The sequence below is a fragment of the Cellulomonas soli genome (assembly GCF_052036975.1).
In the GTDB taxonomy this organism is placed as follows: domain Bacteria; phylum Actinomycetota; class Actinomycetes; order Actinomycetales; family Cellulomonadaceae; genus Cellulomonas; species Cellulomonas soli_A.
On the sequence record NZ_JBQIAR010000005.1, the window covers coordinates 188,328 to 202,701 of the forward strand.

Genomic DNA, 14,374 nt, shown 5'->3' on the forward strand with positions numbered 1-14,374 from the left:
CGCGTGTCGCGACACGCCGTGCGACGCGCCGAGAACGCACCGATTCGGACACGTCGGACAATGCCGACATGGGCTGCGGAGACGTCGCGCGGGCGCTCCGAGCGGGCTTGACAGGCCCCTGCGAACCGGTAGGTTCGGCACGTGTTCCGCTCTCGCGGGCAGCTGCGGTCCGGCCAGCACGGCATGGGAACCCGGTCCGCGAGGGGGAACGACGGCTCCGGCCGGGCCCGCGTGTTCAACAGACAACGGGGGTGCGCGCGAGCGCACCGCTCGGTACGAAGTTCACGCGGGCCGGTCGGTCGGAGACCGCGCCGGTTCTCCTGGTTCCCTGACGTAGTCTGCGTGGGTGCCCGCCCCCGAACCGTCCCGCTGGTGGGTGCTCGTCCTGGCCGTGGCCGGCGGCTACCTGACGCGGATCGCCTTCCCTGACCCCGGCTGGTCGGTCCTCGCACCCGTCGGTGTCGCCCTGCTGTTCCTCGCACTGCTGCGTGACAGCGCCCGGTGGAACGCCCTGGTCGGCTTCCTGTGGGGCCTGGCGTTCTTCGTGCCGCTCATCACCTGGGCGGGGGAGGCCGTGGGCCTGGTCCCGTGGTTCGCGCTGAGCGTGCTGGAGGCCGGTTTCGTGGCACTGTTCGGCGCCGCGTGGGCGTGGGCGCGGCGCGGCAACGCGGTGTGGCGCAGCGGAGGGCTGCAGCTCGTCGTGTTCGTCGTGCTGTGGGTCGCGGTCGAGGAGCTGCGCTCGGGTCAGCCGTTCGGGGGGTTCCCCTGGGGTCGGCTGGCCTTCTCCCAGGCGGGGTCGCCGTTCGTGTCGTTCGCCTCGCTGGGGGGAACGCCCCTGGTGAGTGCCGTCGTGGCGGCCACGGGTGTGCTGCTGGCCCTCGCGTGGCTGTCCGCACGACGCCTCGCCCTGGGGCGGTTGGCGGCCGAGGTCGGGCTGGTCGTGGCGCTGGTCGTCACCTCGCTGCTGATCCCCCTGGACTCGCGGGCGCAGACGGGTGAGCTGCAGGTCGGTGCCGTGCAGGGCAACGTGCCCACACCCGGTCTCGATGCGTTCTCCCAGCGCCGGCAGGTGCTCGACAACCACGTGGCCGGCACCTTCGCCCTGCTCGACCAGGTCGAGCCCGGCGAGCTGGACCTCGTGCTCTGGCCCGAGAACGGCACGGACGTGGACCCCCAGGTCGACGCCGAGGCGGCACGGGTCATCGATGAGGCCGCCCGCGCGGTGGACGCACCGATGCTCGTCGGGACGGTGCAGTACCCGAGCAGCGGGGGCCGGTACAACACCGCCGTGCTCTGGGAGCCGGGGCAGGGCGTCGTCGCCACGTACTCCAAGCAGCACCCCGCGCCGTTCGCCGAGTACATCCCGATCCGCGAGTGGGTCCGGCCGTTCTCCAAGGCCGTCGACCTGGTCACCGCCGACATGATCGCCGGGACCGAGGTCGGCCTGGTGCCGCTGGAGTCCGAGCGGCTGGGGAGGACCGTCGGCATCGGCGACGTCATCTGCTTCGAGGTCGCCTACGACTCGCTGGTGCGCGAGTCGGTGCGCGCCGGGGCCGAGGTCCTCGTCGTGCAGACCAACAACGCCTCGTTCGGGTACACCGACGAGTCCACGCAGCAGCTGGCCATGTCCCGCCTGCGGGCCGTCGAGCACGGCCGGGCCACGGTGCAGATCTCGACCGTGGGCGTCAGCGCCGTCATCGCACCCAACGGTGCGATCGTGCAGGACTCGGGTCTCTTCACGGCCGAACAGCTCGTCGCTAGTCTGCCGCTGCGGGAGTCCACCACGCTGGCCACACGGCTCGGGGGGTGGCCCGCCTGGGTCGCCGACGCCCTCGCCGTGTGCGTGGTCGTCGCGGGCATGGCCGGAGCACGTCGCGTCCGTCGCGCGCAACGCGACGCCAGCCGGAACGAGGGTGCATGAGCCAGACCGCCGACCGAGTTCTCGTGGTCGTCCCCACGTACAACGAGCGCGAGAGCATCCCCGGTGCGTTGGCACGGCTGCGGGAGCACGTGCCTGCGGCGGACGTCCTCGTGGTCGACGACGGGTCGCCTGACGGCACGGGTGCCCTGGTGGAGGAGTTCTCCGCCACGGACGCCGTCGAGCGGGGCCGGCAGGCCGTGCACGTGATGCACCGCACCGGCAAGCAGGGCCTGGGCACGGCGTACATGGCGGGTTTCGCCTGGGGCCTCGAACGTGGCTACGACGTCATCGTCGAGATGGATGCCGACGGCTCCCACCGTGCGCAGGACCTGCCGTCGCTGCTGGCCGCGCTGACGGACGCGGACCTGGTGCTCGGGTCACGCTGGGTGCCGGGGGGCTCGGTCGTGAACTGGCCCGCGAACAGGCTGTTCCTGTCGCGCGGAGCGAACCTGTACACCCGCCTCGTGCTCGGGTTCCCGATCAAGGACGCGACGGGCGGGTTCCGCGCCTACCGCGCCGAGCTGCTGCGCACGATGGCGCTGGACGAGGTGGCCTCGCAGGGCTACTGCTTCCAGGTCGACATGACCTGGCGCGCGGTGCGCGCCGGTGCGCGTGTGGTCGAGGTGCCCATCACGTTCGTGGAGCGGGAGCTGGGCCGTTCGAAGATGAGCCAGGGCATCGTCGCGGAGGCTCTGCTGCGTGTCACCTGGTGGGGGATGCAGGAACGCTCCCGCCGTGTGGCGGGAGCGTTCCGTGGAAAGCGGGGAACCACGCACGAGGCGTGAGGCCCGGTGGTGCGGCGCCGTCAGGCGCTGCGGCGCAGCTTGCCTGCGCGCAGCAGGTCGAGCCGCTCGTCGAGCAGCTCCTGCAGCTCGCCGACCGTGCGTCGCTCGAGCAGCATGTCCCAGTGGGTGCGCGGCGGCTTGCCGGCCTTCACCTCGGGGCGGGACGCGTCGCGCAGCAGCGCCTCGGCACCGCAACGGCACTCCCACACGACCGGGACGTCGGCCTCGACCGAGAACGGCAGGATGATCGTGTGCCCGTTCGGACAGTCGTAGTTGGCCTGCAGACGGGGCGCGAAGTCGACGCCGTCCTCCGTCTCCATGCTGTGGGACCCGATGCGCATGCCGCGCAGGGACCGGTTCGCCATGAGGGGACCTCCGTGCCGATGATCGGCCGTAGATAATGAAGAACTGCCACCGCTTCCAACGGTGGACGACCCTCGAGTGTTCCAGACGTGCGTGAAGGTCTCGTGAACGCGTCGCACGGGCGAGACGCCGAACGCGGTACGGGGTGCGACGGCGGTGCGCGGCGTCGTGGCTAGGGTGGCACGGTGACGACCTCCACGCCCCTCGAGACCCCGACGGTTCCCGCCCCACCGGAGATGTCCTTCCGGCAGCTGGGGGACAGCGGGCTGACCGTCTCGGTGGCAGGGCTCGGCTGCAACACGTTCGGCGCCACGCTCGACCCCGACGGTGTCGCCGCGGTGGTGCACGCAGCCCTGGACGCCGGGGTGACGTTCTTCGACACGGCCGACGTCTACGGCTCGGTGCCCGGCCAGAGCGAGGAGCTGCTCGGTGCGGCGCTCGGATCCCGCCGCGACGACGTGGTCGTGGCCACGAAGTTCGGCATGGACGTCGCCGGCCTCAACGGTCCGGACTGGGGTGTGCGCGGGTCGCGGCGCTACATCCGCCGAGCCGTCGAAGGTTCGCTGCGCCGCCTGGGCACCGACCACATCGACCTGTACCAGATGCACGCGCCCGACCCGGTGACCCCGTTGGAGGAGACCCTCGGTGCGCTGCACGAGCTGGTCCTCGAGGGCAAGGTCCGCTACCTCGGCTCGTCGAACTTCGCCGGGTGGCAGGTCGTCGACGCCGACTGGGCCGCGCGGTCCGCCGGCCTGACGCCGTTCATCTCGGCGCAGAACCGGTACAACCTGCTGGCCCGCCAGGCCGAGGCCGAGCTCGTCCCCGCGCTCGAGCACGTCGGCGTGGGCCTGCTGCCGTACGTGCCGCTCGCCTCCGGTCTGCTCACCGGCAAGTACTCCCGCGGCCAGGCGGCACCGGCCGGTTCGCGGTTGACGCGCATGCCGCTGCGCCTGCAGCACGCCGACTTCGACCGCATCGAGGGTCTGGCCGCGCTGGCGTCGACCTGGGGCATCGACCTGCCGACGCTGGCTCTGGGTGGGTTGGCGGCCCAGCCGGCGGTGGCCTCGGTGATCTCCGGTGCGCGCACCCCCGACCAGGTCCGCGCGAACGTCACCTCGGTGGCCTGGGAACCGTCCCTCGACCAGCTCGCGGCGATCGACGAGCTGACAGGGGGCGAGGCCTGACCGGCCCGGGGTCCAGGTGCCGGCGGCTCACCACTCCAGCACGCGGGCACGGTTGCGGCCGATCGCCGCGATCAGGGTGATCTGCACGTCGGCGTCGTCGGCCGCGACACGTAACGCGTGCGACCACGCGGTCTCCTGAGCGCCTCGGTCGCCGCCGGCCTCGCGCACCAGGGCGAACGCGACACTGCCCCCGGCCGGCTGCTCCTGCAGCACCGAGACCACGATCTGCAGCAGGGCGTTCACCAGGCCGGGGTGCGGCAGGGCGGGGAGGTCGTCCACGGGCAGGACGGCCGGGAGCAGCCGTCGCTCGTGGTCCAGGAACAGCACCCAGAGAGCCGGGCCTCCGGCCCGTTCCGGCCCGACGAGGTCCAGCACGGTCGCCAGCACGTCCTGCGGCGACTCGAGCGGCGGCGTCGGCTCGCCCAGCCCACCGTCGGGACGGGCGCTGTCGTCCGGCGTCGCGCTCTCGGGTGTGCTGACGGGGGCGGTCGGGGGAGTCTGCTCGCTGGTCATGCCCCGACCATGGCTCGCGGCGGCCGACGACGAGCAGCCGCGGGCACCCCGCCGGGTGAGGCGCCCGGCGAGCGAGGCGCTGTGGTCGGATCGACCTCCGGCAGGCGTCCGGCGCGCAGGCAGGGTGCCGGGTAGACGCGTCAGGCGAGGAAGGACCGGATCGCCTCGACGACCAGGGCGTGGTCGTCGGCCTGGGGGAGCCCGGACACGGTCACCACGCCGACGACACCCACCCCCTCGATCTGCACCGGGAACGCGCCACCGTGCGCCGCGTACTCGGCAGAGGGCAGGCCCAGCTTCTTCAGGCTCGTGCCCTTGTCCCGCAGGCGCAGACCGATGAGGTACGACGAGGCGCCGAACTGCTCGACGACCCGCACCTTGCGTTCGACCCACCTGTCGTTGTCGGCGGCGGTCCCGGGGCGCGCGGCGTGGAAGACCTGCTGGCGCCCGCGACGCACGTCGATGGTGACCGGCAGGTCGCGCTCCGTGGCCAGCTCGACCAGCAGGCAGCCGAGCTGCCAGGCGTCGTCGTGCGTGAACCGACCGAACAGCAGGTCGTGCTCCTGCTGCTCGACCTGGGCGATGGTGGCGGTGAGGTCCTCGGACATGCTGCCATCGTGTCACTGCAGTGCACTGGCGGCGCGGCGGCGTAGCACCGCGGCCGGCCCGGTCGTGGAGCGCCACCTGATCGAGGGAGACGGATCAGCATGACTAGCAGCACCGACCCGCAGGCGGCCGCCCGGCACGTCGCCGACAGCCACGACCTCATCCGCGTCCACGGCGCACGGGTGAACAACCTCCGCGACGTCGACGTGGTGCTGCCCAAGCGCCGGCTGACGGTCTTCACCGGCGTCTCCGGCTCGGGCAAGAGCTCGTTGGTGTTCGGCACGGTGGCCGCGGAGTCCCAGCGGATGATCAACGAGACGTACAGCGCGTTCGTGCAGGGATTCATGCCCACGTTGGCCCGCCCCGACGTGGACGTGCTCGACGGGCTCACCACGGCGATCATCGTCGACCAGGAGCGCATGGGTGCGAACGTGCGGTCGACGGTGGGCACGGCGACCGACGCGAACGCGATGCTGCGGATCCTGTTCAGCAGGCTGGGGGAGCCGCACATCGGCTCGGCCCAGGCGTTCTCGTTCAACGTCGCCTCGATCTCCGGGGCGGGCGCCGTGACGATCGAGCGGGGCGGCACCACGACGAAGGAGCGCCGGTCGTTCTCGATCACGGGCGGCATGTGCCCGCGCTGCGAGGGCCGCGGCGCGGTGACTGACTTCGACCTGACGCAGCTGTACGACGACAGCAAGTCGCTCAACGAGGGTGCGTTGACGATCCCCGGGTACAGCGTGGACGGCTGGTACGGCCGGATCTTCTCCGGCTCGGGGTTCTTCGACCCGGACAAGCCGATCCGCGAGTTCACCGCGCGCGAGCTGGCGGACCTGCTGCACAAGGAGCCGACCAAGATCAAGGTCGACGGGATCAACCTCACCTACGAGGGGCTGATCCCCAAGATCCAGAAGTCGTTCCTGGCCAAGGACATCGACACGCTGCAGCCGCACATCCGGGCGTTCGTCGAGCGCACGGTGGTGTTCACCACGTGCCCCGACTGCGACGGGACCCGGCTGAACGAGGGTGCCCGGTCCTCACGCATCGGCGGGGTGAACATCGCCGATGCGTGCGCGATGCAGATCAGCGACCTGGCGCAGTGGGTGCGGGGGCTGGACGAACCGTCCGTGGCGCCGCTGCTGACCTCGCTGCGCGAGACGCTCGACTCGTTCGTGCGCATCGGCCTGGGCTACCTCTCGCTGGATCGCCCGTCGGGCACCCTCTCGGGGGGTGAGGCGCAGCGCACCAAGATGATCCGGCACCTGGGGTCCTCGCTGACCGACGTCACCTACGTGTTCGACGAGCCGACCGTGGGCCTGCACCCGCACGACATCCAGCGGATGAACGACCTGCTGCTGCAGCTGCGCGACAAGGGCAACACCGTGCTGGTGGTGGAGCACAAGCCCGAGGTCATCGCGATCGCGGATCACGTCGTCGACCTGGGTCCGGGTGCGGGTGCGGCCGGAGGGACCATCTGCTTCGAGGGCACCGTCGAGGGGCTGCGGACCAGCGACACCGTCACCGGGCGCCACCTCGACGACCGAGCCGCACTCAAGCCGTCCGTGCGCGCACCGCAGGGACACCTGGAGATCCGCGGGGCGCGCACCCACAACCTGCGCGACGTGGACGTCGACATGCCCCTGGGCGTGCTGGTGGTCGTCACCGGTGTCGCGGGCTCCGGCAAGAGCTCGCTGGTGCACGGGTCGATCCCCGGCGGGGCCGGTGTGGTGTCGATCGACCAAGGGGCCATCCGCGGTTCGAGGCGCAGCAACCCGGCGACCTACACCGGACTGCTGGAACCGATCCGCAAGGCCTTCGCGAAGGCCAACGGCGTCAAGCCGGCACTGTTCAGCGCCAACTCGGAGGGCGCCTGCCCCACATGCCACGGCGCAGGCGTGATCTTCACGGACCTGGCGATGATGGCCGGTGTCGCGACCCCGTGCGAGGTGTGCGAGGGCAAGCGGTTCGAGGCGTCGGTGCTGGAGTACCGGTTCGGCGGGCGTGACATCAGCGAGGTGCTGGCCATGCCGGTCACGGAGGCCGAGCAGTTCTTCGGAGCCGGCGAGGCGCGCACCCCGGTCGCGCACGCGATCCTGACGCGCCTGGTCGACGTCGGGCTGGGGTACCTGAGCCTGGGGCAGCCGCTGACGACGCTGTCCGGCGGCGAGCGGCAGCGGCTCAAGCTCGCCACGCACCTGGGGGAGAAGGGTGGGGTGTACGTGCTCGACGAGCCGACGGCGGGCCTGCACCTGGCGGACGTTGCGCAGCTGCTTGGCCTGCTGGACCAGCTCGTCGACGCGGGCAAGTCGGTGATCGTCGTGGAGCACCACCTGGCGGTCATGGCGCATGCGGACTGGATCATCGACCTGGGCCCCGGTGCCGGGCACGACGGTGGCCGGGTCGTGTTCGAGGGCACCCCGGCGTCGCTCGTGGCTGACCGTTCGACCCTCACCGGGCAGCACCTGGCGGCCTACGTGGGTGCCTGAGGCGCGGCGCTGCCGCCGAGGCAGGGCGTGACGTGAGTTCCTTCAGCAGTGAAGTACTCTGACGGGATGCGCGACGATGCGGGGGAGCGGGACCCGGTGCTCAGCGACACCGAGGAGGACTTCATCCGCGCGCTCGTCCGCACCTTCACCGCCGTCCCGCGCGCCCTTGACGCCGATCTGCAGCGAGACGCCGGCATCACCAGCAGCGCCTACCTGACGTTGCTGTACCTGGCCGAGGCGCCGGACCGCCGGCTGCGCATGGGTGAGCTCGCCGCGATCAGCGGGTTGAGCCTCAGTGCCGTCACACGCGTGGTGACGCTGCTGGAGGCCGACGGGCATGTCGAGCGGCAACCCTGCGCCAACGATGGCCGAGGACTGGATGCCGTGCTGACGGACGCCGGCCACGAGCGATTCCTCGCCGCCTGGCCCACGCACATGGCGAGCCTGCGCAGGCACGTCTTCGACCGGCTCGAGGGTCTCGACCTCGAGCACTCCACCGCGGTGCTGCGTCGCATCGCGACCGGCTGAGCAGACCGACTCGAGCACACCCGCTCGAGCACCAGGACAGGACGGGGAACGTCGATGGCGACCACCACCGCCAGCACCACCGAGTACGACCGGTTCGGACCCTGGATCGACGAGGTCCGCACACCCGAGGACGTGCCGCGGCTCTACCGCGACCACCCGATCGACCTGGTGGGCGCCAGGCTGGTGCTCAAGGTGCCGCGCAACATCACGCGGCGTGACGCGACGCCCGACATGGACCTCTACGACCACCTGCTCGTGCTCCACGCCACGAGCCTGACGGTGCTGTCACGGCGGACGGCCGGGGGAGCAGCACGCGCGGCCGCGCCGGGCGACTACGACGCGCGCGAGATCCCCTGCGGGGACATCACCGCGATCCACGACGTCGTCAACCTGCTGGACGGCTCGCTGACCGTCCGCACGCGGGACGGCGAGGCGCTGACCGTCCGGTACAACGGCTCGGCCCGCGAGAGCGTCCGTGGGTTGGTCGACGCGCTGCGCAGCAGCGGCGAGGTGCCCAGCGCCGCCGGGCAGGCGCTCATGGCGGCCGGCCGCGTGCACGGGCAGGCGGCCGCCGCCCTCGACCTGGGCCGGGACGACCTGTCGCTCGCCGGCGATGTCCGCGAGGTCGTCCGGCAGGCGCCGACGCTCAAGCCGTGGGTCGGCCACGGTCGTCGCCGCGTTGCTCGCCGACGACGCGATACTGCCGCCGTGCTCGACATGCTCTCGCCGACGACGCTGCACGGTGCGGTGCTCGCGGCAGACACGCTGGCGTTCGAGGTGTTCGGACGTCACGAGTGGCTGCTGCGCGGCAAGAAGCCCGTGCACTCGTCCTCGCGGCTCGTCGTCCCGTTCGCGGCACTCGACGCCATCGAGCCGACACCACACCCGACGTTCGAGGGCGTCGTGGTGGTGGGCCTGGTGTCAGGTGCATCGACGGTCGAGCTGGCCGTGCCGGACGACTCGGCGGCGCACCAGGTGCTCGTGGAGGCTGCGGCACGGCTGGCCCGAACCGAGCCGGTCGTGCAGGACGGATCCGGTGTCGCGCTCTGACGCCCGAACCTCTTCCAGGACGCGCACATCGAATCTGCTCATGACGGAGCGCCGAGCCGACCGGGCGTCGGGTGCGCGCTGCACACGCGTCGACACGGGGCCTCAGAACCACAAGTGGTTTCGAGGCCCCTTCTGGGCCGCGGGCGCGAAAGGGGCTGGCGAGCGGTCCGCACGGGCCTCACCGAGAGCCCTGCCAGTTACGCCGATAATGCACATTATGACAGATCGCCGCTTGCCCAAGGCATCTGATGCAACCGCCGTGATGGGCCACCGCTCCCCGGCGGTCAGGCCGATCCCCGCTCTGACCAGCCACGCATGCCCGCGCGGCGTCGCCAGACGCTCCCGTCGACGCTGCGCAGGTCGGACAAGCAGGGCCGCCCGCGCTGCAGCGCCCGGGAAACCGGGCTGAGAAGGTGGGTGGATGCGCCGACCGTGCCACGAGGTCCCTGTCCGAGTGCGCCACTGTCCCCCACGCGCGCGACGCCGGCACAGCAGTCGTCGGAGCCCGACCAACCTTGATACACAGAGGTGCCAGTAGACGTCGGTGTATCTCGCTGGCCAGCAGGTTCGTCGCGGTCGGGCGGTTCGAGTGCGGCACCTCCCGGGACGGCAGCCATCCCCTGTTCGGAGGTTGTGACGAGGTGCGCGTGCGTGCCGCGAGGTCCACCAGGCTGTGCCGGGGCCGCACTAGTATCGCTGGACCAGGCCGAGCGGAGAGGAGGCATGTTGGCGTCCGAGCGAAGGCCTACGATGACCGACGTCGCACGCCGCGCCCGCGTTTCGCAGGCCACGGTGAGCTACATCGTCAACAACGTCACGAAGTACTCGATCACTGACGAGACTCGGGCGGCCGTCGAGCGTGCGATCGCCGAGCTCGGCTACCAACCGAACGCGCAGGCTCGTTCCCTTGCTTCAGGAACCAGCGGCGTCGCGGTGTGCGTCATCCCGCCTGTGCCGCTCGGCGAGCCGGTTCTCCGACTGCTCGGCGCGCTGACGGTCGAGTTCGCCCGGCGGGGGCTCACGATGACCGTCCACTTCGAGCGGTCGGGCGACCAGAGCTTCCGCGACATGGTGCGCGCACTCAAGCCGCAAGTGGTCTTTTCTCTGTTTGGTTCAGATCCTCGTGCGGGCATGGTGGACCTCGGGTCGAGCTCGCTGATCGACCCCGGGTGCGCACTGCAGGTCGACCACCTGGTGACGATGGGCCACTCCCAGCTGGCCTTCATCGGCTCCGCGGAGCCCGAGCTCGCCCGACAGTCCGGCGCGCGCGAGGCGTCGGTCCTGCACCACGCGCAGGCGCGGCGGCTGCCGCCCGTCCGTACCGCCGCGATGCCCACCGCACCCGAGGAGGCCGCCGCGCTCGTCCGGGACTGGAGTGATGCCGGTGTCACCGGTGTGTGTGCGAACAACGACGAGGTCGCTCTCGGCCTGGTGCGGGCGATCAGGGACGCCGGTCTCAGCTGCCCTGGCGACATGTCCGTCGTCGGCTATGACGCCAGTGCCGTCGGAGCCGTCAGCCTGCCGGCCCTCACGTCGATCGCCTGGGATGCCGATCGAGCGGCGCCGATCGTCGCCGCTCTCGCAGTGGGCGAGCAGCCGTCGGTCTCGCCTGCCGAGGTGCTGAACGTCCACCTGGTCGAGCGCGAGTCGGTCGCCCGCCGCTGAGGCGCGCGCGCTCAGGCGGCCTGAGCCTCGACCCTGGTGACCGAGTAGGGAGGCAGAGTGATGCTCAGCGACCCGTCCCGGATGTCGACGCGCGACGAGTTCCGGCGCACGGGCGTGCTCGCGCGGTCGAGCGAGATGACCGAGCGCTCGTCGGCGCCGGCGACGAGCTGGGTCACGTCTGCCTGACCGCCGGCAGCGATGTCGTCGATCGTCAGCACGACTCGCGTGGCATGTCGCGCCGTGTTCACGAGCTTGATCACCGTCGTGCCGTCATCGGCCGTCGCTGCGGCGCGCACGTCCGAGGTGCCCGCGACCTCGACCTGCCGTGTCTCGGTGCCGACGACCTCGCCGAACAACCGCTGCACCTCGTAGTTGACCGTCGGCTGGACGGTCAACGCGGAGAACTCGATGAGGTTGTGCCGCCACTGCTTGGCGTCCACGTGGGCGAACAGCGGGGCGTAGCACGTCATCTCGACGACGTCGGCGTTGCGCTCGGCCCCGGTGAGGAACGCCGCCTCCGCGACGGCGCTCCGCCACCGGTTGGTCACGTAGCGGCCGACTATGGCCAGCGGCGACTTCACCGGGTACGCGGCGTACTCGCCGACCATGACGCGCGAGGCGCGGCGGGGGTAGCTGTCGTACCGCGTGCTCTGGTCGAGGAACCACCGCGGGGTCGCGTAGGCGTGCTCGTCGACGATGACGCGCTCGGTGTCTGCCGCGTGCGCGTGGCTCAGGTCGAACGCCTCTCCCTTGGGCCAGGCGCCCGAGGCGAGCACGAGCCGCATCCCCGGCCGGCGCTCGTCGACCGCCGCCTTGATGCGGTCGAAGTTCGCGAGGTACTCGTGGCCGTGGTTCTCGTTCCCGATCCCGAGGTAGTTCAGCTCGAAGGGCTCGGGGTGGCCCGCCTCCGCGCGCAGCGCGGCCCAGCGGCTCGTCGCGGGGTCACCGGTTGCCCAGTCGATGAGGTCGAGAGCGCTCTGCACGACGTCCTGGAACTCCGGGCTCGTCGCGCTCGTGCACTCGCTCGACCGGAACTGGCACGACAGGCCGGCCCACACGACCGGCACGGGCTCCATTCCCAGGTCCTCGCACAGCAGGAAGTACTCGTAGAACCCGACCTGGTTGGACTGGGAGTAGTCACCGTCGCGGCGCCCCTCCGCCCACAGGCTGTACTTGCTCCGCCGGTGCACGAGCGGGCCCACCGTGTCACGCCAGTCGTACTGGTTGCCATCGCCGACCCCTTCGACGATGCACCCCCCCGGGAAGCGCATGAAGCCCGGCTTGAGCTCCGCCAGCGCCTCGACGAGGTCGCGACGCAGGCGACCCTGCGTCCAGCGCGGGTCGCCTGCCTTCCAGTGGTCCTGGGCCACGAGGCTGACCTCGTCGAGATCGAGGTCCCCCGCACCCGTCGCGCTGATCCGCAGCGAGCACAGCGCGGTCCGGTCGGGCGTCAGGACCGCCTGCACCTGCTGCCAACCATCGGAGGGCGCCTCGAGTGACGCCTCCGCCACGACCACGCCGTCGGCGGACACCAGCGCGACCGTCAGGTCCCCGTCGAACCGGTCCGCACGCACGAGCGCCGAGAACTCGTGTCCGACGCCCGCCCGGCACCCCATCGACGCCCCGTCGTCCCCGGGGTACCCGTGATTGACGAACTCGACGGCGCCCTCCACACCGAGACGGGCGTACTGCGCACCCGGAGCAGGCCCGTCTCCGACGCGCGACTCCAGGCGCGAGGTGGCTGACCAGTGTCGCAACGGGTCGTACATCGCCCTGGCCTTCTTCTTGAACATCACCGCGCCCAACTGGCTGTACCCGTTGGAACGGTCCAGGTAGGCACCGTCGAACGTGTAGTTGTTCACCAGGTTCGCGTTGAGCCCACCATCTGCTGCGAAGTTGATGTCCTCGAGGAACAGCCCATACAGCACGGGGCTGACCGGCGCCGGGGCCTCGGGGCGGCGCACGCGGACACGAGCCCGCCTCGTCGAGGTGGAGTGCTCGCGGGTGGGTGCAGGGCCGGTTGACGACATGACACTCCTTTGTGCTGCTTCGGAGCCGACTCCAAGAGGGGTCGACCGAGGCACCTTATGCGCATAAGTTGACACGTGCAACACTCGTGACCATCACCCGGGCCCGGGCGGGCGCTCGGCGCTCCCACCCGGCGTGGCGGCTCATCACGGGGTCCCCGCCCCGGTCGGGAGCGACTCGGAGGCCGGCCGCGCCGCGACGACGCGCGTGCCCGGTACGAGGGCCCGCGGACCGCACGACCGGTCAAGCTGGCCGAGTGCGACCGATCTCGATACGCAGAGGCGCCAGTGACGTGCGGATCGGCCCTGAACGCGCCCGATCCGGCAGCTCGCAGGCTCCCCTGGGCGGCTCAGCGCTGACGAACGCGGTGACGCGCGGACGGTACGAGCCGCGCGACCCACCACGTCGCGGCCGCCAGCATCCCGGCCGCGACGACCACGGTGCCGCCGTCCTTCGCCGCGGCAGACAATGACGCCTCCCACCCGGCGCCGCGCACGCCGGCGCTCCCGACGACGGCTCCCAGGATGCCCAGCACGAGGAGCGCACCCGCGACGGCGAGCCGACGCCGGTCGAGGCGCAGGCGCCCCCCGTCGCGCCGCCACACGGCCCATGCCCGCGCCGCCCAGACGGTCAGCACGGCCAGCCCCGCCGCCGTGCTCAGGTGCTGCAGCACTCGCCCGGCCGGCACCGCGCCGATCAGCGGCTCACGAAGCCACGCCACGTGCTGCACCACCACGCCGTCGCCGTGCGTGAACGCGTCCCAGGCCACGTGCGTGAGCATGCCGAGCACCAAGGAGACGGCGCCCCACAGCACCCGCCGCGCACTCCCCGGCGAGCCCGCGCGCCCCACCTGGGGCGCCTCCTCCCCCATGACCAGTGCGCGCAGTGGCGGGCTGACCAGCCACCAGAGCCCGAGCAGCACCGCGGCGGTCGGCACCGCCACCAGCAGCATCCCGGGCCACGTGTGGGTCGTCGTCGCGTTGACGAACGGCTCGTACCAGGCGTCTGCGGAGCGGGGAACCGGGACGAAGTACGGCACGTCAGGGCTCAGGGAGCCTGCGACCAGCGCGGCCGGCACGAGCGGACCACGCACCAGGGGCAGCACGGCGGCGGGATGGGCGAGCGTGAACGGCACCGGGTCATGGTTCCCGCCCGCTCCCGGACCGGGCATCCCCCTGTGGTCGGACTCTCGCCGACGTCGCTGCCCGTCGGGCATGGCTCAGCGATCAGGCGGGCTGCCAGAGC

Annotated in this window: 12 protein-coding genes; 7 read left to right on the plus strand and 5 right to left on the minus strand. The window is 71.6% G+C overall.

Annotation, left to right across the window (positions count from 1 at the left end; genetic code table 11):
- Positions 1-346 precede the first annotated feature (346 nt).
- The gene (lnt, locus tag ACTHAM_RS07615) at positions 347-1,921 is read left to right on the plus strand and encodes an apolipoprotein N-acyltransferase (protein WP_440685991.1); all 1,575 of its coding nucleotides are present in this window, start codon (positions 347-349) and stop codon (positions 1,919-1,921) included.
- Positions 1,918-2,706 carry a polyprenol monophosphomannose synthase gene (locus tag ACTHAM_RS07620; protein WP_440685993.1) on the plus strand — a complete coding sequence of 263 codons (789 nt, stop codon included), beginning with the start codon at positions 1,918-1,920 and terminating at the stop codon, positions 2,704-2,706. The genes lnt and ACTHAM_RS07620 overlap by 4 nt, the downstream gene beginning before the upstream one ends.
- Before the next feature lie 20 nt (positions 2,707-2,726).
- On the opposite strand, the gene ACTHAM_RS07625 is transcribed toward ACTHAM_RS07620, so the two are convergent.
- Entirely contained in the window at positions 2,727-3,071 is a 345-nt protein-coding gene (locus tag ACTHAM_RS07625) for an RNA polymerase-binding protein RbpA (RefSeq protein ID WP_440685995.1), read from the minus strand.
- 234 nt (positions 3,072-3,305) lie between these two features.
- On the opposite strand from ACTHAM_RS07625, the gene ACTHAM_RS07630 reads away from it, so the two are divergent.
- Positions 3,306-4,253: an aldo/keto reductase gene (locus tag ACTHAM_RS07630; protein WP_440686147.1), complete on the plus strand. Its 948-nt coding sequence runs from the start codon at positions 3,306-3,308 to the stop codon at positions 4,251-4,253.
- 27 nt (positions 4,254-4,280) lie between these two features.
- Here the strand turns inward: ACTHAM_RS07630 and ACTHAM_RS07635 are convergent, their stop codons facing one another.
- Complete coding sequence (locus ACTHAM_RS07635; RefSeq protein WP_440685997.1) at positions 4,281-4,766, minus strand: hypothetical protein; 486 nt, start codon at positions 4,764-4,766, stop codon at positions 4,281-4,283.
- A 140-nt stretch (positions 4,767-4,906) separates the two neighbouring features.
- Positions 4,907-5,374, minus strand: a complete 468-nt coding sequence (locus ACTHAM_RS07640) for a heme-degrading domain-containing protein (protein ID WP_440685999.1) — start codon at positions 5,372-5,374, stop codon at positions 4,907-4,909.
- A gap of 99 nt (positions 5,375-5,473) precedes the next feature.
- Here ACTHAM_RS07640 and ACTHAM_RS07645 point away from each other — a divergent pair, with 99 nt between their 5' ends.
- The 4 genes from ACTHAM_RS07645 (at position 5,474) to ACTHAM_RS07660 (ending at position 11,101) form a co-directional block, all read left to right on the plus strand.
- The gene (locus ACTHAM_RS07645; protein ID WP_440686001.1) at positions 5,474-7,858 is read left to right on the plus strand and encodes an ATP-binding cassette domain-containing protein; all 2,385 of its coding nucleotides are present in this window, start codon (positions 5,474-5,476) and stop codon (positions 7,856-7,858) included.
- Between the two features lie 66 nt (positions 7,859-7,924).
- The gene (locus ACTHAM_RS07650; RefSeq protein ID WP_440686003.1) at positions 7,925-8,386 is read left to right on the plus strand and encodes a MarR family winged helix-turn-helix transcriptional regulator; all 462 of its coding nucleotides are present in this window, start codon (positions 7,925-7,927) and stop codon (positions 8,384-8,386) included.
- Positions 8,387-8,440: 54 nt separating this feature from the next.
- Positions 8,441-9,436: a hypothetical protein gene (locus tag ACTHAM_RS07655; RefSeq protein WP_440686005.1), complete on the plus strand. Its 996-nt coding sequence runs from the start codon at positions 8,441-8,443 to the stop codon at positions 9,434-9,436.
- 651 nt (positions 9,437-10,087) lie between these two features.
- The gene (locus ACTHAM_RS07660) at positions 10,088-11,101 is read left to right on the plus strand and encodes a LacI family DNA-binding transcriptional regulator (RefSeq protein WP_440686007.1); all 1,014 of its coding nucleotides are present in this window, start codon (positions 10,088-10,090) and stop codon (positions 11,099-11,101) included.
- A gap of 11 nt (positions 11,102-11,112) precedes the next feature.
- Here ACTHAM_RS07660 and ACTHAM_RS07665 read toward each other — a convergent pair whose 3' ends face one another.
- Both ACTHAM_RS07665 and ACTHAM_RS07670 read right to left on the minus strand, forming a co-directional pair.
- Positions 11,113-13,065 carry an alpha-L-arabinofuranosidase C-terminal domain-containing protein gene (locus ACTHAM_RS07665; protein ID WP_440686009.1) on the minus strand — a complete coding sequence of 651 codons (1,953 nt, stop codon included), beginning with the start codon at positions 13,063-13,065 and terminating at the stop codon, positions 11,113-11,115.
- Positions 13,066-13,478: 413 nt separating this feature from the next.
- Positions 13,479-14,264 (minus strand): DUF4184 family protein, encoded by a 786-nt coding sequence (locus tag ACTHAM_RS07670; RefSeq protein ID WP_440686011.1) that lies wholly within the window; start codon positions 14,262-14,264, stop codon positions 13,479-13,481.
- Between the last annotated feature and the right edge of the window lie 110 nt (positions 14,265-14,374).